Annotated in this window: 12 protein-coding genes; all 12 read right to left on the minus strand. The window is 63.9% G+C overall.

All coding sequences use genetic code 11. From position 1 onward, the window contains the following. Nucleotides 1-30: 30 nt before the first annotated feature. The 12 genes from AC5RU9_RS13125 to AC5RU9_RS13180 all read right to left on the minus strand — a co-directional run bounded on the left by AC5RU9_RS13125 (nt 31) and on the right by AC5RU9_RS13180 (nt 21198). The gene (locus tag AC5RU9_RS13125; protein ID WP_494016777.1) at nt 31-1740 is read right to left on the minus strand and encodes a serine/threonine-protein kinase; all 1710 of its coding nucleotides are present in this window, start codon (nt 1738-1740) and stop codon (nt 31-33) included. After that, the gene (locus AC5RU9_RS13130; RefSeq protein WP_494016778.1) at nt 1737-3494 is read right to left on the minus strand and encodes an FHA domain-containing protein; all 1758 of its coding nucleotides are present in this window, start codon (nt 3492-3494) and stop codon (nt 1737-1739) included. Before AC5RU9_RS13130 ends, AC5RU9_RS13125 begins: the two co-directional genes overlap by 4 nt. Beyond that, nucleotides 3481-4389 (minus strand): PP2C family protein-serine/threonine phosphatase, encoded by a 909-nt coding sequence (locus AC5RU9_RS13135; RefSeq protein WP_494016779.1) that lies wholly within the window; start codon nt 4387-4389, stop codon nt 3481-3483. The genes AC5RU9_RS13130 and AC5RU9_RS13135 overlap by 14 nt, the downstream gene beginning before the upstream one ends. After that, nucleotides 4386-5945: an RDD family protein gene (locus tag AC5RU9_RS13140; RefSeq protein ID WP_494016780.1), complete on the minus strand. Its 1560-nt coding sequence runs from the start codon at nt 5943-5945 to the stop codon at nt 4386-4388. The genes AC5RU9_RS13135 and AC5RU9_RS13140 overlap by 4 nt, the downstream gene beginning before the upstream one ends. Further along, nucleotides 5935-8421 (minus strand): transglutaminase domain-containing protein, encoded by a 2487-nt coding sequence (locus AC5RU9_RS13145; RefSeq protein WP_494016781.1) that lies wholly within the window; start codon nt 8419-8421, stop codon nt 5935-5937. The genes AC5RU9_RS13140 and AC5RU9_RS13145 overlap by 11 nt, the downstream gene beginning before the upstream one ends. After that, entirely contained in the window at nt 8418-9812 is a 1395-nt protein-coding gene (locus AC5RU9_RS13150) for a DUF58 domain-containing protein (RefSeq protein ID WP_494016782.1), read from the minus strand. The genes AC5RU9_RS13145 and AC5RU9_RS13150 overlap by 4 nt, the downstream gene beginning before the upstream one ends. A 45-nt stretch (nt 9813-9857) precedes the next feature. After that, nucleotides 9858-10829 (minus strand): AAA family ATPase, encoded by a 972-nt coding sequence (locus AC5RU9_RS13155; RefSeq protein WP_494016783.1) that lies wholly within the window; start codon nt 10827-10829, stop codon nt 9858-9860. 67 nt (nt 10830-10896) lie between these two features. After that, a complete protein-coding gene (locus tag AC5RU9_RS13160; protein ID WP_494016784.1) occupies nt 10897-17091 on the minus strand; it encodes a fibronectin type III domain-containing protein in 6195 nt (2064 codons plus the stop codon). 489 nt (nt 17092-17580) lie between these two features. Then, nucleotides 17581-18753, minus strand: a complete 1173-nt coding sequence (locus AC5RU9_RS13165) for an adenylate/guanylate cyclase domain-containing protein (protein ID WP_494016785.1) — start codon at nt 18751-18753, stop codon at nt 17581-17583. Further along, nucleotides 18743-19336 (minus strand): PH domain-containing protein, encoded by a 594-nt coding sequence (locus AC5RU9_RS13170; RefSeq protein ID WP_309991115.1) that lies wholly within the window; start codon nt 19334-19336, stop codon nt 18743-18745. The genes AC5RU9_RS13165 and AC5RU9_RS13170 overlap by 11 nt, the downstream gene beginning before the upstream one ends. Continuing rightward, on the minus strand, nt 19329-20252 hold the full coding sequence (locus tag AC5RU9_RS13175; RefSeq protein ID WP_494016786.1) for a biotin--[acetyl-CoA-carboxylase] ligase: 924 nt from the start codon (nt 20250-20252) through the stop codon (nt 19329-19331). The genes AC5RU9_RS13170 and AC5RU9_RS13175 overlap by 8 nt, the downstream gene beginning before the upstream one ends. A gap of 67 nt (nt 20253-20319) precedes the next feature. Continuing rightward, the gene (locus AC5RU9_RS13180; protein WP_494016787.1) at nt 20320-21198 is read right to left on the minus strand and encodes an SDR family oxidoreductase; all 879 of its coding nucleotides are present in this window, start codon (nt 21196-21198) and stop codon (nt 20320-20322) included. Nucleotides 21199-21338: the final 140 nt, after the last annotated feature.

A 21338-nucleotide genomic window follows, 5' to 3' on the forward strand; every position in this document is an offset into this window, starting at 1 on the left:
AGTGGGCAGTGATTTTGTTGCATAAGCCGTCTACTTGTCCAGGCAAGCGATGGAATCGGGTCCTCCGGGTGATGCTGATCCGTCAGCCCTGACAAGGATGACCTGAATACATACCGGCGGTGGGGTTGTACCCGACACCACCGCATTGCTGGCGAGCGTCGACTCGTAGGGGCCATCGGACTTGGCCGACTTGGTCCGCCATTTGAAGGTGTCCCCGGGCTTCATCTCGACGTAATCCCACCGGAAAATAATGAGTGGGGGTCCCATGCCGCCGGACTGCTGTTCTGCGCGCAACCCGGTCACTTCAGGAACGCCGCCGTCACCCAGCGCGTCCACGGGCGGCTTGCTGCTGGTCTCAGTGGGAGCTGCCTTGGGCTGGGCATTAGCCCCCAGGACCACGCCCACCACGATGGCCACCACCAGGACAGCGGCGCCGGTTGCCGCCAACCAGAGGTTGCGCTTGCCGTGATCGGCCGACTGGGGCTCAACCGGTGAGGCACCCGATGGCGCGCCGGAGCGGCTGACCGTGGCGTCGACGTCGTCGTGTTTGCCGGAGGGCTGCCAGCCGCGGAGGACCGTCGACTCGGCGGTGTCCGGCTCGGCCGGGGCACGGTTGGCCGTGTGGTCCGGCACCCGGAATTGCGGCGGTGCCTGGAACTGGGCAGGCGTCTGCACCGTCTGAGGCGGGTTCTTGGGCTGCACAGGTTGCGGGCTGGTACCCGGAACCGTGGACGGGAACGTACGTGCCGGGAACGTTGGGGCCGATCCCGTCGTGGCGGTTCCCGAAGCGTCGGGATCGATGGAGGCGATGCTCCGGACCCGGGTCTCCTCGAAGTCATCGTCCGGGTGCTCCTCGCCGTGGCCCGGTTCTTCGAGCACTTCGAAGGGCGTGACGGAGAGATTGAGTTCGGTCTGGATCCGTTGCAGCGCGAGGGCGAAGGCATGCGCCGAGGAGTAACGCGATTCAGGCGACTTCGCCATGGCCGTAGCCAACACCAACTCGAGCGATTCGGGGACGTCGGCACGGCCCAGGCGCGGAAGGGCCGAGTTGGTGATCCGCGAAATCAGTTCACGCTGCGAGTTGTCCTGCCCCGGCAGGACGAAAGGCGAACGGCCAGCCAGCAACGTGTAGAGGGTGGCGCCCAAAGCCCAGATGTCCACCGGGACACCTTCCACGGCGCCACCGCGGAACTGTTCCGGCGGCGACCACGGAATGGACATGCCGGCGTCGTCCTCGGTGTCGGCACCGATGGTGCCGGAGATGCCGAAGTCCGTCAGCGCCGGCCGGTTGTAATCGGTGACCAGGATGTTGGCGGGCTTGATGTCGCGGTGCACGATGCCGGCGCGGTGCGCGGTCTCGACGGCGGACGCCACCTGGATGCCGACGGCAAGGACCTCGTCCACGCTGAAGCGCTGACGGCGGTAGCGGACGTCCAGGCTTGGCCTGGAGCAGTACTCCATGGCGAGGTAGGAGTGCCCGTTTTCGGTGATCTCGGCCTCAAAGATCGTCACAATGTACGGATGTGACGACAACTGCGCCATCAGGTTCGCCTCCGACTCGAAGCGGCGGCGGGCCCCTTCGGTCTTCAGGTCCGACAACAGCACCTTCACAGCAACTTTTCGGCGCGGCCTGTCCTGCTCGTAAAGGTAAACATCCGAGAAGCCACCGGAGCCAAGCAGGCTGATGTACTTGAAACCCTGAATGGGTGGAGGCGGCGCGGGGGGCCTCTTGGAACTCAAAGAATCTCCTCGAAACGCAATGAAATATCGTCACCCAGTTCGGCGATGTCGCCGTCGAGCAGGATGGCCATCTCGTTTTGGGCGAGCCTGCGTGGTGCCTGCCCTTCCCTGATGAGCACGGTGCCGTTGGTGGCCTTCAGGTCACACAGCATGACGTGCCAGCCCTCCAGCCTCACCTCGACGTGGGAGCGGGAAATGTCCCCGCCGGGACTCTCCACCTGGATGAGGCGGGGCATGGTGCCACCCTGGACACGGGAAACCGAAGGCTGCCGGCCAATGATCAGCGACTGGTCAAGGTCGATCAGCTCACCGGTGGAGATCCGCACGCGACCAAGCCTGGGGCGCGGAACGTGGACGGCGTCCCCGGAGAGCGCCACACCACACACCGAGCATTGCGGGTACGTTGGCGGGTTGGCATGTCCGGCTGAGCAGACCCTCGCCAGGACACTCGGGCCGTTGACCGTTGCCGCACCTGCACCTGGCTCCTGGGCGGCTGCGTCGTCACCGACGGGAAGGCTGCTCTTCATGATGGTTTGGCCGTCGTGATCCGGGTCCTCGGCCGCGGGCGACGCCTGAGGCTGCGGCGGCAGGGCAGGCGACCAACCCGTTGGCATTTGGGGGGCCGGCTCGGCCGCTTGCCCGGCCGCTTGCCTGGTGGGCACAACGGGCTGGGAGCCGACCGCATTTGAAGCACCGGAACTGCTTCGGAGCCACGGAACCGAATCGATAAGGCCCGTGGCCGGAACAGCCTGGACCTGCCCGACGGCGGACTCAGCCGGAGCGGGCCCGCTCGCGACCGCTGTGGTTTCCGCTGCCGGTGGAGCTGACGGTGCGGGGGCCGGTGCAACTGAAGAGGCCGGCGCAACGGAAGGGGCCGGTGCCTCGTGCGCGTTCTCAGCGTCGTCGTCGATGCGGACGGCGGCGTCCTCGATGTTCCGCATCACCGTCTTGTCCCACAGGTGGTCGTAGTTGGTGGTGTTCTCCAGCGACGGGACCAGGGGGTCGGTGGTGCTGGTGTGGACAGGAAGCTCCGCGGCCTCCGGCTCTGCCTCGGGTATGAGCTCAGGTTCGGGCTCCGGCTCTACCTCGGGTTCCGGCTCCGGCTCTACCCCGGGTTCGGGCTCCGGCTCCGGCTCTACCTCGGGTTCGGCCTCTGGCTCCGGGAAGCCGATCATGGTTTCGTCGGACACCCGCTCGGGGGCCGGGGTATAGATCGTTTCGGCCTCCGCCTCGGCTTCAGCAACGGCATCAGCTTCGGCTACCGAAGCAACCATCTGGACATCAATGGATTCCAGCAGCACCACGCCTTCAGCCAAGGGCAAGGTGTTCAGGGCAGCACCCTTCAGCGAAGGATGGTCCAGCGGCGTAGTGCTGCCGCCGATGCGCACACTGTAAGCCACGGCATCCGCGATCCGACGTTCCGTCCAGGTGGTCACGTCCCGCCCGGTGATCCGTTCCTGGCCACCGTCCAGATGGACGAGCAATTCGAGCTCCCCGCGGAGGAAAACGCGCAGGGCATCCTTGGCGTCGATGATCCCGAAAGGAGGGATCCGGCTGAGCGAGACCCCGAAGGCCTCCGTCACTTCGTGCAGCACCTCGTGGGCTTCGGGCGCAGAGGCGAGCAGCTCCCAGACGGTATCGATGAGGGCGTGCGGGGTGTCCGGGCCAAGGAGCACAACTGTGCCTTCGCGGACCACGCCGAACCACTCACCCTGCTGGTACCGGGCGGGCGAGCGGTGGTTACTGCTTGCCATCGACGCCTTCCTCCTGGTCGGTTCCATTCACCCATGCCCTGGGAAGCGTGTCTTCCTCCACCTCGGACGCGACCTCGGGCCTGGGCGCAGTGGTGGCGATACCGGCGTCGTTCAACACGTTCTTGGCGTCAACCACAATCACGGTGACGTTGTCCCGGCCGCCGCTCCGCAAAGCTGCTTGGATCAGTGCGTCCACAGCGTCCTGCGGGTGGGCCACCGTGCTGAGGATGCGGAACATGTGCTCATCGCCGAGTTCACCGTTGAGGCCGTCGGAACAGATCATGATCCGGTCGCCTTCCTGGATGGGTAGCAACCAGAAGTCGGCTTCGGTTTCGTCTCCGGTTCCCAGGGCGCGGGTGACCACATGGCGGCGAGGGTGCACTGCAGCCTGTTCGGCAGTGATGTCCCCGGAGTCCACCAGTTCCTGTACCTCGGAGTGGTCCACACTGACCTGGGCGAATTGGCCCTGGCTCAGGCGGTAGGTCCTGGAGTCTCCAATGTTCATCACCAGCCAGTACGGCAGGCCCATCTGTTCCACCACCACGACGCCGGACAGGGTGGTTCCTGCGCGGGCTCCTGTGGCATTCCGGATGGCTGCGTCGGCGTTCAACAGACAGGCCTGCAGCTCCGCCGCCGAAGCGGTGCGGACACCCGAGGCGAGCTCGGGTGAGCTCCCCAGCGTCCGGACGCACATGCCGCTGGCTATTTCGCCGGCCTCGTGGCCACCCATGCCATCAGCCACGGCAAAGACGGGGTCGGAGGCGATGAACGAATCCTCGTTCAGTTCGCGCCGGAGACCACGGTCGGTTCCGTACCCGTAACTCAGGCGGTAGGTGGAGGGGGCTGAGGTCTGACCGGCGTCGGCGTTGGCGGGCGTGGACGGCTGTGGATTCATGCTTGTCCTAGGTGGAAGGAACGGTCGCCAAAGTGGACTGTCGAACCGGGACGCACCAGTACGGCGTCGCCGGGGTGGAGCCTGGTCTGGATGCCGTCAGGGGTGGTGACGGCGCTCCCGTTGGTGGAATTGCGGTCGGTGACCCACACGCCGTCGCCATCAACCCGGAGGTGCAGGTGCGTTTTGGAGATGGACCGTCCGGGGTCCGATACCGGCAACAGCTGCTCCACGTTTTCCCCGGGCTGGGGTGCAGGGTTCCGTCCAACGAGGACCGAGCCGCCAAGCTGAACATCCTGGCCATCGTCGACCGTGATCCTCAGTACCGCCTGGGCCCGGCGGGCGCCGGGGCGCATCTGGGTCCGTTCGACGTCGTCATCCGGGTGGGCGGCAAAACCGTGCTGGTTGGCAGGTTCCGGCCGCTGGACGGGTTGGGCAGTTTGGGGAACGACGGCGGCGGCTTCCGGGTTCAGGGACGGTTGCGGTGCCGCTACGGTTGCGGGGCGTGGCGCCGTGGGCGGGCGCCACTGATTGGGGTCATGCGATGGCTGAACCGAGGGCGTCGGGTTCGACGCGGGAGCTGCCTGTGCTGTGGCAGCGTGCGCATGTTGGGCCGCCCTGCCGCTCGGGACCGGCGACACTACAGGCTGCACGGGCGGAAGGTCCATCGGCGCAAAACTGTACGGACCTTGGATGCCGCCTGTGGTCACGGGATTGCGCCCTGCACCCACATCGAACACCAGCGTCTTCGCGGCCTTGTCATGCCAGCCGCGCAGCTTGCCGTTCTTATCCCATCCACTGGAAACGACAACCAGGATGGCCCACACCGCTCCCAGCACCACCAGCGGCAACCCAATCCACAGGACCGGACCAATCAGGCCGAGGGCGGAGAGGATCACCGAGGCGAGTGCGCCGAGGAGCAGGACACACCCGGTGACGATGCCCCGGACAAAGACCGCACCTGCACCGGGTGCATAGCCGTCGGAGTCCGTGCTCCGGATACTCATCAGCTTGTTCCCAATGGTGTTCCCGGTCCTGGCTTCCAATCCCAGGAGCACAAACGCGTAAACCACTGTCACTCCCAGGCCTATGCTGCCCAGGAGGACCAGCAGCCCGGTGTCATAGACAATGAAGCCGTTCTTGCGGGTCTGGGTGATGCCGGCAATGCCAATGGCGAAGGTGGTGGCAAGGACGGCGATGGGACCAAGCCAGTCCAGAACCGCCGCACCGAGTCGCTTCCCGGTAGATGCGGGCACCAATTCCAGCTTGGTGGTCATTGTTGCCCCTCCCCCTAGTCCCGGTCCTGTGCCCGGCGTCGTTGTTGTTCCCGTCTGCGCGTGGTGCACCGGCGATACCGGCGCGGACACTACCGAGATACTACCGGGATCGGTGGGGCCTCGCCGGGTGGCGGACTCCAGGGCGGCCTTTTGGGCGTGGTTGATGTTGCCTTCCTTGCGTGCTCCACGGTTGCTCAGCGGAGATCCGCACTGCGTGCAGAATGTCGCCCCCGGACGGACCGGGTGGCGGCAGGCAGGACAAAGTTCCGGCTCACTGTTCATCGGTGGTGTCCTTCGTGCGCTTCATACTGAACCGCCGCTTGCCTGCAGTGGTCGATAACTGTTCCCGACGGCGGAGGGCAGCCCTTCCATCGGACAACAACGACCGCGGGGAGAACCTCGCCTGTTGGCGTTTCCAGAACCCCACGCTTCCAGTGATATCTGTCAGGGACGAATCCACGATCTTCCAGTATTCCTCCACCTCGTCCTCACTGGGCTGTCCGGCCCCGAAAACGGCCGCATCTGCGCGGTGGGCGAGCATGGTGGTGGTTGTTCCTGTGGACGGGAATGCGTCCGCGATGACCGTGGCGGACTCGCGGCGGGTGGACTTGGTATCGATGGAGGCACCCAGGTCAGTGGCCAGGCTCAACACTTCGTTCCATCCTCCCCCGACCCGCTGGGCCGGGTGACCATCACGGAAACGGGCCTTACGGCGTCGTGATTTCAGCAGCAGGATCAGCAGCAACGGGATGGCCAGGATCCCCAGCGGAATCAGCGCAACACCGATGGCAGAGAGCAGCGGACCCCAGAAAAGCCAGGGGTTGTTCTTCTTCTCGTCCGCGTCCAACGCGTCCGGCGTGGAGTCCGGCGGCAGATCCGCAGGTTCCTGGGGCGGGGGCGGCGGCTGCAGCACCTGCGGCTTGGGCTTGGACTTGTTTTCAGGATCGGGCGGAATGGGCACGTTGTCCTTGGGCGGCGTGGGATCGAAGGACACCCAACCCACGCGGTCGAAGGCCACCTCCACCCAGGCATGCACGTCCTTGCCGGTGATCTTGACATCGCCGGCGCCGTTTTCGGGGCTCTTGGGATCCGGGTAGAACCCCATCACGACGCGGGATGGAATCCCCAGGTGGCGGAGCATGAGCGACATGGAAACGGCGTATTGCTCGTCATCACCCAGCATCTGTTTGGCCGAAAGCATGTTCCTGACACGTGCAGCACTGTGGCCAGGAAGGCTCGGAAGCTGGCCGTCGGCAACCAACCCGTTGCTGAAGGCCCCACTCTTTTGGAAATGAGCCTCGATCTGGCGGACACGATCAATGGCGGTCGGCGCGTCGGCGGAAATCTCATTGGCCTGCGACGCCACAATCGGGGGAACCTCCTGGGCATCAGGCAACGTCATCTTCGCAAAGTCGTACTGCGTCAGCTGTCCATGCTCCAAGGTGCCGGGGTCGGAGACTTGGACCGTGTAGTTGTCGCCCTTCACCATGCCCTTGGTGGTCACTGCGGTGTCTGTTCCGGAGTTGAAGTAGAGACCTGACGCTGCACCCGAACCATCAGCGAAACTCATGCCGGTGGTGTGCCGCCCACCAGGGACGAAATATCCCTGGTAGTCCTCAATGGTGATGTCCAACGTGTAATTGGTGGCCTTGGCCGGGCTAGCGGAGTCAGCCAGCGTGTTGAGGGACTTCGCATCTCCCACCTTGCTGAAGTTTCCGGAGCTGTTCGGGTCCATGGTGTAGTTCATGCCGTTGAAGGCGTCCAAGGCCGCGAGCCGGACGCGGGCGTCCTTTGGCAGGCCCTTGACCGTGAAGAGGGTGTGGTCCTTCTCGTCCTTGACGAAATTCCGGAAGCTGGCCAACGGCGTGACGTAGGCCCGGGGATCGAAGGGCGGAACGATCGTGTTGCGGAGGACCTTCCGGTCATCGCTGGCGGTCACCAGGGGCGATGCGAGGGCGGTGACGCCTACCGCAACGGCGATCACGGCTGCAGCAGTCCCCAGGCGGCGAAGCTGTCCGCGGCGGGCCGCACCGGCGTCAGAATTTGGCCTGTTGGCCGAAACGGTCCTGGTGCTCCGCTGGCGGAGTACGTCACGGCGGAACGTCGCCCAGGCGATTGACACGATGGTCAGCGAGACGCCGCGCTCCACGTTAAGGAACCCGGCGTTGGTGCTGAACGCAATACCGGTGACGAACAGCACCAGCACCGGTAGCAGCGGCCAGTACGGGCTTTTCAGCCGCCATGTCAGAAGCCCCGCGGCCAGCGCAGTGACCAGAGAGCTCAGGAACGGCACAATGAGCATGCCGTTCGCCGTTCCCACAGGAACTCCGACGGTCAACATGTCCTTCCACGCGAAGACAACGCCCAGGAGCAACGTCCGAAGGGAGTCGAGGCTCGGCAGGAAACCCAGCACTGCGGAGTCCGGAACTGCCAGCGCGGAGCCGAACAGCAGGTAAGTGCCAAGGGTCACGGCCGTTGTGATGAGCACCCCGAGGCGCAGGTGCGCGTTCAGCAAGGCAGTGCCCAGTCCCAGGAGCACACCACCCAGGCCCGCGACGAGATAGCTCGGGTCTCCCCCGAAGCTCAGGCTGAAGCCGAGAACGCCAAGCAGCATCAATACGGCCAACGCGCCGAAGTCGACGGCGAAATGCCACAGCGGGCGGCCGTCACCGAACGGCGATCCCCCGCCGGTGTTCCTGGTCCGTCCCGCGGACCTGGCCGCGCGGGGTCGGACGCGAACACTGGGTGCGGAGCTCATGCTGCCGCCTTTCGAAGAACAATAGCGAGATCGTCGAGGTCGCCAACAGTGAGGACCGTCAGGTCCGCAATGTTGGCCCTCGACGCCGCAGCCCCGGGCTGAACCCGCACGGCCAGGCTGCGGACCCCGGGCGGAACAGACGCCGCTGAGGTACGGAGCTGGGTCGCTGTGATGTGGCTGCCGACGACGAAGAACACCACCGAGGCATTCGGTACAGCGTCTGCCAGGTTCCGGGCGAGGTCGACGGCGGTCTTTCGCATGGGTGCCCCAACAATCCGGGTGGTGTCGTCCAACAGGCTACGGCCGGTTTCACAGCGGAGCGGCCCTTTCTGGGTCAGGACGTCCAGGTCCCGCTGTTCGCGGATGGCCTGGCGGCCGATGGACGCTGCAACAGAAATGGCCATCTCGAACTCAGCTTCAGAATCGTATTCGTCGGTGTTGATCGACAACGCAATGGCGAGGTGGGCGCGGCGGGTTTCTTCGAACTGGCGGACCATGAGCTTGTTGGTGCGGGCGGTGGTCTTCCAGTGAATGTGCCGACGATCGTCCCCGGGGACGTAATCCCGCAGGGCATGGAAGGAAACATCGGCGCTGGAGAGCTCCGTAGTGGGCATCCCCTCAAGGTCACGAATGAACCCTGCAGCAGAACTACCCAGCGAAACTGTCCGCGGGTGCACGAACAAGTCCACAGGCTCAGTCCAAAGCACCCTGCGGCGCAGGAGATGGAGGGGGTCGGCCCGAACCGAACGGACCGGCCCCACCACAATCACGGCGCGACGAGCGGTGGGAATGGTGAAGAGGTCCTCATGAACCTGCCCGGGCTTCATGCGCGGCAGGTGGAAAACTGCCGTATTGGCGCCCACGGGCAACTCCAGTGCTGCGGGCAGGAGGGGCCGTGCGGAAACGTTGGACACGGCGATGCTGCCCACGGCGTCGTCTCCAACAGCTACGCGGGTGCAGGCAAGGTCCAGGACCACGCCGTACGCGGACCGGCCAACAATGAACGCAATGGCGAGGACAAACAAGAGGAATGCGACCAGCGCCGCGGACTTGGCCTCCTGCCACCCCCATGCCTGTCCGGCCCACCACAGGCCGATGGCAGCGGCCAGGACAACCCAGCCCAGGAGGCTGACCACGGCAAGAATGGGCCAGGCATACGTCAGCCAGGCTTTCCGGACTGCGCGCCAGGCCGGCTGCAGGACCTCGCCGGCTGTCCCAGCCGCTTCAGCCCACAAAGAGGCGGGATGGAGCTTAGTGGCCTTGCCGGTTTTTCCTCCCCGGCCGGTAGTTTTATCGGCAGGTCCGCGGAAACCGCGGACCGTGCCACCAAGCGACGACGCAGCGCGCTTGAGGGAATCAGCAGCCCTGCCGAGGGGTGTGCTGGAGGACATGTGGGGACCTTTGTTCGTGCCGGAGTGGTTCGTGCCGGAGTACGGCTAGGCCGTGGCGCGCTGCTGTGGGGCAGCGACGTCGGCGAGAACGCGGTTGAGCACGACTTCCGGTGTGGCACCAGAGAACTCGGCTTCCGGATCCATCACCAAACGGTGCGTCCAGACCACCGGCGCCAATTCCTTGATGTCATCCGGCAATACAAAGTTCCGCCCCTGCCCGGCTGCCCACACTTTCGCAGCCCGGACCATGGCCAATGCGCCACGGACGGAAACGCCAAGGCGGGTCTCTGAGGCGTTGCGGGTCTCCTCGCATAGGCGGGAAATGTATTCGAGCACAGCGGTGTCCACGTGGGTGGTGGCCCCCAGGTCTGCCATGTCAGCTATGGCCTGCGTGGTGATGATGGGCGTCAGGTCCTTTGACCGGTCCTTCAGGTTGGCCCCGCCCAGCAACCGAACTGTAGAGGCGTGGTCCGGGTAGCCAATGGACGTCTTGATGAGGAAGCGGTCAAGCTGGGCTTCCGGCAGCCGGTACGTGCCCGCCTGCTCGATCGGGTTCTGGGTCGCCAGCACCATGAACGGGCGGCCGGCGTCGTAAGTGGTGCCGTCCACCGTCACGCGCGACTCTTCCATGACCTCAAGCAACGCGGACTGCGTCTTCGGGGAGGCGCGGTTGATTTCGTCGGCGAGGACGATGTTGCTGAACACCGGGCCTTTGTGGAACTCGAACTTCTGGGTCTTCTGGTCGTAGATGGTCACACCGGTCACGTCCGACGGCAGGAGGTCGGGCGTGAACTGGATGCGGTTGTGCGAACCCTGGACCGTCGCGGCAAGAGCTCGGGCCAGCGACGTTTTACCGGTCCCCGGGGCGTCCTCGAACAAGACGTGCCCTTCAGCCAGCATCGCCGTGAAGGTCAGCCGGATTACGTGTTCCTTGCCCAGTACGGCCTGGCCCACGTTGGCAACGAGCTTCTCGAACGTCTCTGCAAACCACGCGGCTTGCTCGTTTGTCATGGTCATCGGTTGATCCTGTTCGTTATGAAGGGGGTGTTGGGGTGTTCGTTTGGTGCTGCGGGCGGCACGTGGGTCAGCCGCAGCCGCCGGGCTTGGGCCCACGCAGGTCCACCGTGGTGGACTTTACGTACCAGCCCGGGTGGCTGCCCTGCGTAACGCGGTACCACGGCGTGCCATTGTTGTAGATATTTTTCGTGCAATCCACGTTGAGCCATCCCTCGGAACTGGAAACCCATCCCACTCCGCAAGATGGTCCGCTCGGATTGAAGGTGTCAGGCTGGCCCGGCTTACCGGGGCAAGTGTTGTTATGCGCCTTAATCTCGGAAGCAGGAGGTTGCGGTGGTGGCGGCGCTGACCCGCTGCGCGAGGTGTCGCTGCCGACGTTGCCCGCCTGCCCTGCGCTGATGGCCCGGACCCGCAGGGTATGCGTTTCGCTGAATCCGACGGTCTTGGAGAAACTCCGCTGATCGGTGTTTTGCCAAGCGCCGTTGTCGAGGCTGTACTGGTATCCAGTGACAGGACGGCCGTTGCCGTTCGGGGCGCTCCACGTCCAGGACACCGTCTTATCGCCTACGCCACTGCTCTTGCTTCCGTTGACAGCCGGCGCTGCGGCCAAACCATAAGGATTCACAGCGTTGGACTCCCTGCTTCTATCTCCGGGAGTGGAGTTACGTGTGGACACAGCCCACACCACAACCGCCGTATCCTGGCCGTTCGGCGCTGCTACGACGCCGCCTCCCGCAGGGATCGATCCGCTGCCTGCCCCGGATGTCAGGGCATACCGATAGCTGATCTCGTTGATATTGGAGCCATTGCGTTCTCCAGCGGCGAGTGGACTGAAGGCAACCCGGATTTTGCCGCCCGCTGCGTTGGTCTCAACCAAAGCCGCAGACGGTGGCCCCACCATTCCTGGTTTACCGGCGGCGCGTATGGCTGCGGATTGTTGGCTGACGCCGCTGACGCCCGCTTTATTCGTGGCAGAAACCGTGAACGAGTAATCGGTTTCGGAGTTTTCCACGGTTACATTCAACGACGTTCCGGCCACCGACTGGGTCGCGACGACGGCGCCGCCCCGGTAGGTGGTCAGCGTGTAGGCAGACACGGCGTCACCGTTGTTGTTGGGCGCAGCCCAAGTCACTTGCAACTGGCTTTGCTTGTCAACGGGTTTGGCACCGGTAACCGTCGGCGCCGCCGGCGTGGCCGGAACTCCAGCAGGAGTCTCAGCTGCGGAGTACGTACTCCACTCCGACGGTTCCTTGGCATCGTTGCGGGCCAACACCCGGACCTTGTAAGCCACACCATTGGTCAGCCCGGACCACACGTGGCTTGAGCCGGTGAGGTTCTGGATTTGGGAATTCTGGCCGGCGGGGGCCGGTGAGATTTCCAGGTCGTAGGACTTAACAGGTGAGCCCTTGCTGGCAGGGGGAACCCAGGCGATGGAGAGCTGCTTGTCCCCGAACTTCAAGGTGGGAGCCACAGGGGTGTCCGGTTTGACGTCGGGACGGACCTCTGCGGACACCGGCGAACGCTCGGATTCACCGATTGCGTTGGTGGCCGTGACGGCAAAGTGATACTTCGCGTTGTTCGTCAAACCCGTCAACGTGCAGGTATTGGCCGGGCAATCCTGCTTGAAGCCACCCTCCCCGTAGACGGTGTACTTGGTGATGGGCGAGCCACGGTCCGCGGAGGCGTTCCAGGTCAGCAGCGCTGTCTGGTCTCCAACGCTCTGTGGCAACGGAGTGGTGGGCGCCGCAGGCTTGTCCTTGACGGTCAGGCGTATGCGGGCTGTGGCATAACGGGACAGTTCGCCGGTTTTATCCGACACCGTGTAAGCCACCACCATGGTTCCAGTGAACCCGGATGCCGGAGTCACAGTGACGTTGGAGCCGCTGGCTTCCGCTGTCCCCTGCCCCGTCTCGGTCACCGCTGAGACTATTTTCAACGGGGTGTCCGGGAATGGGTTGGAGTCGTTTGCAAGGGCATTGACCGTGACGGGCTTCCCGGACTGCGCGTCCGGTTCCACGTCATCATTGGCCACTGCCTTGGGCCTGTTGGAAGCGGTCAGGGACAGTTTGTAGGTGGCCACTGCTTCGAGTCCCCGGGGGTCCTTGGCCTTGACCTGAACGGTGCCAGTCTGACCGATCTGTACCGAGTCTTCAGCGGATGCCTTCAGGGTCTTGCCGTCCAGGTTCACCTTGAACCCACCCGTCGCGCCTCCCACGAGCTCGTACTTCATGTTCTGCACGTCGTCCGAGTCCGGATCGGACGTCAACTTGCCCAAGTCCAGGCTGGACGAATCGCCCTTGGGTACATCGAGGTCGCTGCCCAGCAGTGCCGGCGGGTTGTTCTTGTTGGGGTCCGGCAGGACCTTAGTACGGATGCTCAAGGTGGACTTCAGCCCGTTGGGATCGTCCGGGCCGGTGCCATCGGTGACTTCGAAGCTGATGGAGCCGGGGCCCACATATTCGGCGCCGGCGGTGTACTTGATGGACGTGCCGTTGTTGCCCACGGGATCGCTGCCATCGGAGCCGATCAGCTTAATGCGGTCAACCTGGGTCAAGCGCGGAGTCTTTCCCTCGCGGACCTTCACCCACTCGGCCAAGTCAACGGTGGTGGATTGTCCGGAGACGAGCTCCACAACGTCGTCCTTGGCAAGTGTTGGAACCTGCTGACCGATGCCCGGAACCCAAATGATGGCTGTGGACTTTTGTCCGTCCACATCTTCCACCGTATAGGGAATCAACTGCGGCTGTTCGGTCAGATCCACCACAACGTTGCCCTCGGAACCTGGGCGCGCGGTATCCAAGCCGGTGCTGATCTTCAGGTTTTCACCCACGCCGTCCGGATCCTCGTCGTTCTTAAGGACCGGCACGTCAACGGCTGTTTTGCCGAGGGTCTGCGCAGACGTCACACGGTCATCCCGTGCGATCGGTGCCTGCAACGGGATGTCGTTCTTGACGATCACCCGGATGGTGGCGTTGCCCACGGCATCGCGGTCGTCAGCGACGGAGTAGCGGACGTTGATGGTTCCTTCGGCTGAGGGAGCCGTCACCAAAACACGGCCACTGGTCTTGCTGACCTGGGCGTCCACCCCTTCGTCGGTTTCGATGCTGTCCGTCAGGATACGGATGATGTCGCCGTCGGGGTCGGTGTCATTGGCGGTGGCATCCACCGCGATCTGGCGCCCGGGACGGACCTTGACCTCGTCGTCCACGGGTGCAGGTTTCTGGTTGTCCTCCCCGCGCGGCGCCACGCCAACGGTAACCGTTCCGGTGTTCACCGCGCCTTGGCGGTCAATGACTTTGTACCGGAACGAATCGGTCCCCGCGCCGTCTCCTGCGGCGACGAAGTCTATAAAGCTGCTGCCCGCCGTCGCCGTTCCCATGGTGGGCGTGCTGTCGATGCCGGTGAGTTGGACCGAGTCGCCGTCGGGGTCGATGCCGTCCAACGGGACCGGAATCCGGACGCTGCCTCCAGCCACCACACGGGCAGTGAGGTTTTGGGGCTGTGGCCGCGAATTCTGAGTCCCTTCCAAGGGAAGGATGTGGATTGTCACGGCCGCGGCGCTCTTTTGGCCTTGCGGATCAACTGCGTTGTAGATCGCACGGACTGTCTTGGGAGCCGGTCCGGCGATGAACCTCAGGGTCTTTTCCGAAATAAACGCCTTGCCGTCCGCTTCCGGAATGCCCTGGGCCAACACCGGGTCCACGGACAACTCTTCACCCTGCGGGTGCGTGTCGTTGTCCAGGACAGGAATGGTCACGACGTCGTTGACGCGTACGTTGACCTCGTCGGGTTTGGGCTGCGGGGCCTCGACGACGGCGGGGGCCGGCACCGGGACGACGCCCACCGTACCTGTGGCTGAGGCGCGGCCGTTGGACATGGTGTAACTGAATACGAAGGGTTCCTTGGCGCCGAGGACGTCGGTGACACGGAGGACGCTGTGGTCAATGACGCTCACCGACGCCGACGAACCATCGGGGACCGTGACGGACTGCAATACCAGCACGCCCCCGGAAGGATCGGAGTCATTAGCCAGCGGGTCCACCAGCACACTGCCGCCGACAGGCAACAGCGCGACGTCGTGAACGGCCACCGGTGCTCCCGCATTCTTGCCGGACTCCACGTCCACACGGATCAGGCCCTGGCTGCTCTGGGGGCCATTGCTGGCAATGTACGTCAAGTAGACCGGGCCCGGGGTGTTGCTCCGGAAAGTGAAGGTACCGCCATCGGTCACCGGGCCGAGCTCCGCTTGTCCAGCGGCCTCGACATGCGCCACCCGCAGGGCACCACCGTTCGGATCAACGTCGTTCTTCAAGGGAGCGATCACCAGGTCCTGACCCACCACCGCAGTGACGTGGTCTGCGTTGACCACGGGGGCGAGGGCGCCGGGCGGCTGCACGTTGACCACCACGCGGCCGGTGGTGGTGGCACGCCCGTCCCACACGGTGATGGATACGTTCTTCTTACCCGGAGCGGCCCCGGAATCCTGGTAGGTGAGGAGGCCGTCGCGGCGTACCTTAACCTGGTCCTGGTCGTTATCCGACTTTGCGTCCAAGAGGACAAGGTCGTCCCCGTCCGGGTCCATCCAGTCAGTCAGGATGTTCTGGCTCACCGATTTGCCTTGTTCCACCAGCATGGTGGTGGGCTCCCCGCGTTTGAAGAAGGGCGGCTTGTTCTCGTCCGGCCCCACCACATGAAGTGTCACTTGGCCGCCGGCTGACAGGCCTCGGCCATCGGAGGCGTTGTAGTCGAAGACTTCCGTTCCCGGTTGCGCTTCGGCCGGGACCTTGATTTGGAAGGCCGAGCCACCGTAAATGTTTTCCAGCGCACCCGCCTTCGGGCCGTTGGCCCCCACAGCAGCGGTGAGGACATCGCCGTCGGGGTCTGAATCGTTGTCCAGGACGCTCAGGATGGATGTCCTGCCCGGGCGGACACCGAACTCATCGGGCTTGGTCTCCGGTGGGCGGTTTGGCTTGGTGCGGTCCGGGAGGACGTTGATGGTGTTGTTGTCCGCTGACTCCTGGTCCTGGTCATCGGACTGGTTCTTGGGAGGGACAACGTCGTCCCAGTTGTTGACGAGCTGCATGTTCTGGTTGACCAGCCACACGCTGCCCGAATTCACGTCGTTGAGGACCACGAGATCGCGGTTGACGCGGAACACGTAGCTCGGCGAGGCACTTGCCTTGGGAACATTGTTCTTCTTGTCATCGGCGTCGTTATCGCAATCGCGTACGTATTTGTTGGCTCCCGCCCAAGCTGCGTGAACGCACTTACTGACCTGAACCGGCGCTGCCGGAACGCCCTCGCCGTCGGCGTTGACGGTAGCAGCAGTTCCGCCGTCCAACGGCTGCTTCAAAAGGGCCTTGCGCGTGGCGATGGCTACGTAGTTGCTTTCTTGGCTGCTCTGCTGCAGCTTCGCCTCGCGGGCGTCCTGCAATTGGAGCTTGCGGCCGCCGGGGAGGAAGAGGTTCCCGGAATTAGCGTCCAGGAGCACGGGCTTGTCCCCCACAACAGCGATCTGGAGGTCGCCCGCTCCCTTGAGCCCGTCCACGCTGGTGACCTCTGAGTTTGTGCGCTCCCCGTTGGCGTCAACCGTGGTCACGGTGATCTCGCCCTTGCCGGGATCGGCGGTGTAGATGCGGTTGTCGTAGCCGACGGCGGACACCAGGCCTTGGTTTCCCGTCAGCACCGGCTCAGTACTTTCTTCATCGAAGCCGTTTACGGTGGATGGCGACAACGCCCACACCTTGCCGCGGGCAGGGTCTGTCACCGAGAGAACCGTTGAGCCGTAACTGACCTGGGAGGACGATGGGAGTTGCTTGTCACCGCCGAGCTTAAGGTTGGCAGCGGACACCTGATTGATGGTGGAACCGGATTCCTCATCCACGAAGACGTTGCCGTCGTGCTGCAGGACATCGAAAGTCGTGGTGGCCGGGGTGACTGCGCCGTCGAGGACGCGGGAAGGATAGTTCAGCCGCCCCACAGCGTTCTTGGTCTTGCTCACCACCCAGACGCCGCCGTCGTTCAAGTCCACTTCAGTGGTTTTGAACCCCGGATACAACACAGCCCCGGCCACCAGGACTGCGCCCGCAGCAGTGCCCGCAATGCCCGAAATAAGCTTCCTGTTTTGACGCTTTTTCAGCCCCAGCTTGGCGAAGAAAGATGTCACAGCCCCAAAATTCCCTTTGTGTACAGCCGCCCACATGCAGCGACTTCCAGGCCAACCGGCATGTGCCGGCAGCCGTGCATTCCGCAGTACCCCCATACGGCGGCGGAATTTTCAGTCCCTAAGACTATCCCACGCACCCCACGGCCAACGGAGGAGACCCGAGACCCGGCTATCCATTGGCTTTGACAGCCTACGGCCTTGGCATGCCGTTGCGCGATGGGGACAACTGCCCGGTTTTCCGCCGTCGTCACGGTCAGCAGAATCAACGCACAGCCTACCGGGTTAATCCATCGAATAGCCAAGCTGTGACTTGAAACGCATCTCCCGAACCGCTAGTCACCCATCCCTCTCTCACATCCCACCCCCTTAAACCGGAACGCTCTCCCACTTTCTTCAAGGAAGTGAGAGAGCGTCCGGCGGAATAAGGCGGGATGTGAGAGAGCGTCCGGCGGAATAAGGCGGGAAGTGAGAGAGCGTCCGGCGGAATAAGGCGGGAAGTGAGAGAGCGTTCGGCGGAATAAGGCGGGATGTGAGAGAGCGTCCGGGCCTGCGGGTCGGAAGGCCGCGGGGGCTTACCGGAGAGCCCTAGTCCAGCACCAGGCCCTTGCCTCGGCCGCGGGCGAGCATCACGGGATGGATTTCCCCGAAGCCACGGACATTCTCGGACTTTTGGGGAACAAGGACAAAGCGGTCGTCCTGTCCCAGGGCCGCGGCCGTCATGGCGTCCACCAAAACCGTTCCGGGCTGGGCCAGGGTGGTGAGCCGGGCGGCAAGATTAACGGTGGGCCCGTAGATGTCGCCGAGCCGGGACAGAATGCGGCCCCAGACCATGGACACACGGCATTGCGGCAGGATCTCGTCCTCGGTGAAGGCCTGGGCGAGGGCCAGCGAAATTTCGGCTCCGGCTGCAGGCGTTTCGGCAATGTAGAGGACTTCGTCACCAACCGTCTTCACCAAACGGCCACCGCCGACGGAGATGATCTCTGCGCACTTGTTTTCGAAGCGCTGTACCAGCTGAGCCAAGGTCTTCTCGTTCATGCGGCGCGAAAGGCTGGTGTAGGAGACCAGGTCAGCGAACCCCACTGCCCGGGCCAAGGGCAACGGCGAATCGTCCTCGTCACCCTCCCGGCCTTCCTCGCTGGCCTGCAGGCCGGCTTCGGCCCGAACAGCGAGGCGTTGGACGCCTGCGTTGAGCTGGCGGCGGTAGGAGTAGACGAGGATTTCTTCCAAGGAATCCACCAGCGCGGGCAACTTCGCGACGAGTTGCTTGCGGGCAACGGCGTCCGGAATGCCCTGCTCCGAGACCATGTCCTCAACCAGCGCCTCGACCTGCCAGACCACCATGCGGTCCGTCATCTGCCCGATGGAGCGGGTCACCGAAATCGCGGCTTCTTCGGTCAAAAGTCCGGCTCGAACCAAGTCCAGGATGCGGGATAAAGCGGCTTGGTCCCGCTCAGTAAAGGCAACGTCCTCATCGCCGAAGTTAGGAAATCCCAGCGCGCGCCAAATCTTGCGTGCGGACAGGATGGACACGCCGGCACCGGCGGCAACTTCACGACGTCGGAGCTTGCGTTCGCCGCCCAGCAGCTTGGACTCGAGTGCCTTAATTGCGAGGCGCTCGGCGGACATCACGCCAGTGGGCGGACCGGTGGTCACCGGGGCGGGTCGCGCCTCCGTATCCTCGTCCACGGAAGGTTCGGGTACGGCGTCGAACTCCTGGTCCAGGTCCTCGCCGGACTGCTGATCCTCAACGCTCATCTCTTCCACCTTCTCTCAGCTCCCACGGCAACTCGTCAAAATCCCTCAGCACTTCACCCTCAAAAACCTCACCCTTCGGGAGCTCATCCATCGCGTCAAGAATGAAGCCCCTGAATTTCCCAACCAGCGGGACGTCGTTCAGCACGGCCACTCCTGAGTGCCCGGTATCCAAGGATATATTCCCGGAGTGCAGTGCCCGTTGGACCAATGTCTGGTGAACCCCCACGTTGCGTACGGCCATGAGGGAAACCTGCCAGTCATTGCGTCGAAACATGCCGTACTTGGCAAGTATCCTGCGGCTCGTCAGGATGTACCTGACAGAACGCCAGTGGAGCACACGTTTGAAGCTGTAGGCAAGCAGCAACCACGCGGCAAGAACCATCGCGGCACCCATGAGCCACGGCGTCCATTCCACTGTAATGAAGGGCGCCAGGCGCTGCGCATTGCCTTTAACCACCCAGGCGCAAGCGTAAGCGGCAACAGCGGGGACGACGATGAAAGCCAGCACAGGAAGGAACAGAGAGCGGCCCTGCTGCCGTGTCACGGCAATGACCTGCTCCCCCGGAAGTAACTCTTTACGCATAACCGCTTTCTGTGGCGCGCAAATGCACCACATCCCCGGCTGTAACAACGTGCTCCCTGCCGCCGTGGTCCACCACCAGCAACGAACCGTGCTCATCGAGGCGGGACGCATGCCCCACCAGTTCATTGTCACCAGGCAAGTGGGCCCGGACTTCGCGGCCCAATGTCACCATGGCGGATTCAACGCGCTTATGCAGTGACTGTCCCCCGGCCAGTCCGGCAGCGGGGTCACCTTCGGCGTTGCAGAAGCTGCGGTACAACCGCGCAAAACGCGACAGGTAGCTCTTCAGCAGCGCGGTGCGGTCCGTCGTCGTGGCCCCTTCCAGGGCGAGTGACGTGGCCGTGGGCACCGGAAGTTCGTCTTCGGCCAAGGACACATTGAGTCCAACACCCAGGATCACCGCGGGGACTGTCCCGTCCCCCAAGGGCGTCATCTGGGCCAGAATTCCCGCGATCTTGCGTCCATTTACCAGGACATCATTGGGCCATTTGATCTCCGCGGTCACACCGGCCGTTTCCTGCAGGGCCTCCCGCAACGCGACGGCAGCCAGAAGAGAAATCCACGAATAGCTTTGCGTAGGAACGGGCATGCCGTCGGCGGTGACGGGACGCAGCACCATGGACACCGACACCGCGGAGCGTTCGGGCGATTCCCAATGCCTGTCCAGTCGTCCGCGGGCAGCAGTCTGGTGTTCTGCGGTCAGGACGGCGAGGTCGGCCCACTTCTTTGGCTCAACAGTGACGGCCCGCACCAGGTCCTGGTTGGTGGAGCCGGTTGACTCGACAATGTTCAGCTGGGAGATGCCCGCCGCCGACAAGAAGTCCGGCTGAAGCAGCGCCTGGCGGTCCAGCCCGGGCCGGTCACCGGCGACGGAGGGGACGTGCGGCTCGCTGCTGTCTGGCTGTTCGGCATCCATAGCTGAATCCTATCCAGTTGCGGCGGTCCGGGATGGTGCCTGGCGCCAAAAGCGTCTGGGAATCCGCCTAGAGAAATATGTCCGGCACCAAGCGGTCTTCGGGCGCGCCGAGGCTGTACGGCGTAAAGTCCGACACGCCGGCGGCGCGCAGCACCTGTTCGTCGGTAAAGAAATTACCCGTGGCGCCCGAACCTGTGAGCACGGCGTGCGCGGCGTCGGCCATGATCTCCGGGCCCCGTGCCGCCTGCACGATTTGCTGGCCGCCGGGCATATTTCGGATCGCGGCTGTGTCAATGAGGGTGCAGGGCCAGAGCGAGTTGACCGAAACGCCGTCGTCCTTCAACTCTTCGGCGAGGCCGAGAGTGGTGAGGCTCATCCCGTACTTGGCCATCGTGTACGCGAGGTGCATCCCTGCCCATTTGGGGTCCAGGTTGAGGGGCGGCGACAGTGTAAGGATGTGGCCGTGCCCTGACTCCCGCAGAGCCGGTAACGCCAGCTTGGAGAGCAGGAAAGTGCCACGGACGTTGATGTCCTGCATGAGGTCATAGCGCTTCATGTCAACGGCGTCGGTCCGGGACAGATCGATCGCCGAGGCGTTGTTAACAACGACGTCGATCCCGCCGAAACGCTCGACGGCGGCGGCGACCGCTGCGGCGACGTCGTCATCGTTGCGGACGTCCCCGACCAGCGGCAGCGCCTGGCCGCCTGCGGCGACCAGTTGTTCCGCGGCGGTGAAAACGGTCCCTTCAAGTTTGGGGTGCGGGTCGCCCGTCTTTGCCATGAGCACAATGTTGGCGCCATCGCGGGCTGCACGGGTGGCAATGGCCAGTCCGATGCCGCGGCTTCCACCGGACATCAGGATGGTCTTGCCCTTGAGCGATCCGGTAGCCACGTAGGGAGTTTCTGCCTGCGGGAGTGCGCGGGAAGCGTCGTTGCTTGAAGTCATGGGGACACTCTAACCCAAGTATGTTACTGGCGGGTAACATAGCGTTGCCTTTGGCTTGGACGCGGAAAATTGTAGGGTTTCTACAGCGGTTCGCGGCAAAGGCGTCACTAGACTGGCCTGCGGGGCCTGTTCTTTGTACG

Source organism: Arthrobacter sp. B0316-5-4 (genome assembly GCF_059090325.1).

Coding starts and splice junctions, on each gene's coding strand:
- AC5RU9_RS13160 (WP_494016784.1), bottom strand. CDS start 17,091: ATGGGGGTACTGCGGAATGCACGGCTGCCGGCACATGCCGGTTGGCCT.
- AC5RU9_RS13130 (WP_494016778.1), bottom strand. CDS start 3,494: ATGGCAAGCAGTAACCACCGCTCGCCCGCCCGGTACCAGCAGGGTGAG.
- AC5RU9_RS13165 (WP_494016785.1), bottom strand. CDS start 18,753: ATGAGCGTTGAGGATCAGCAGTCCGGCGAGGACCTGGACCAGGAGTTC.
- AC5RU9_RS13175 (WP_494016786.1), bottom strand. CDS start 20,252: ATGGATGCCGAACAGCCAGACAGCAGCGAGCCGCACGTCCCCTCCGTC.
- AC5RU9_RS13155 (WP_494016783.1), bottom strand. CDS start 10,829: ATGACCATGACAAACGAGCAAGCCGCGTGGTTTGCAGAGACGTTCGAG.
- AC5RU9_RS13145 (WP_494016781.1), bottom strand. CDS start 8,421: ATGAGCTCCGCACCCAGTGTTCGCGTCCGACCCCGCGCGGCCAGGTCC.
- AC5RU9_RS13150 (WP_494016782.1), bottom strand. CDS start 9,812: ATGTCCTCCAGCACACCCCTCGGCAGGGCTGCTGATTCCCTCAAGCGC.
- AC5RU9_RS13170 (WP_309991115.1), bottom strand. CDS start 19,336: ATGCGTAAAGAGTTACTTCCGGGGGAGCAGGTCATTGCCGTGACACGG.
- AC5RU9_RS13135 (WP_494016779.1), bottom strand. CDS start 4,389: ATGAATCCACAGCCGTCCACGCCCGCCAACGCCGACGCCGGTCAGACC.
- AC5RU9_RS13140 (WP_494016780.1), bottom strand. CDS start 5,945: ATGAACAGTGAGCCGGAACTTTGTCCTGCCTGCCGCCACCCGGTCCGT.
- AC5RU9_RS13180 (WP_494016787.1), bottom strand. CDS start 21,198: ATGACTTCAAGCAACGACGCTTCCCGCGCACTCCCGCAGGCAGAAACT.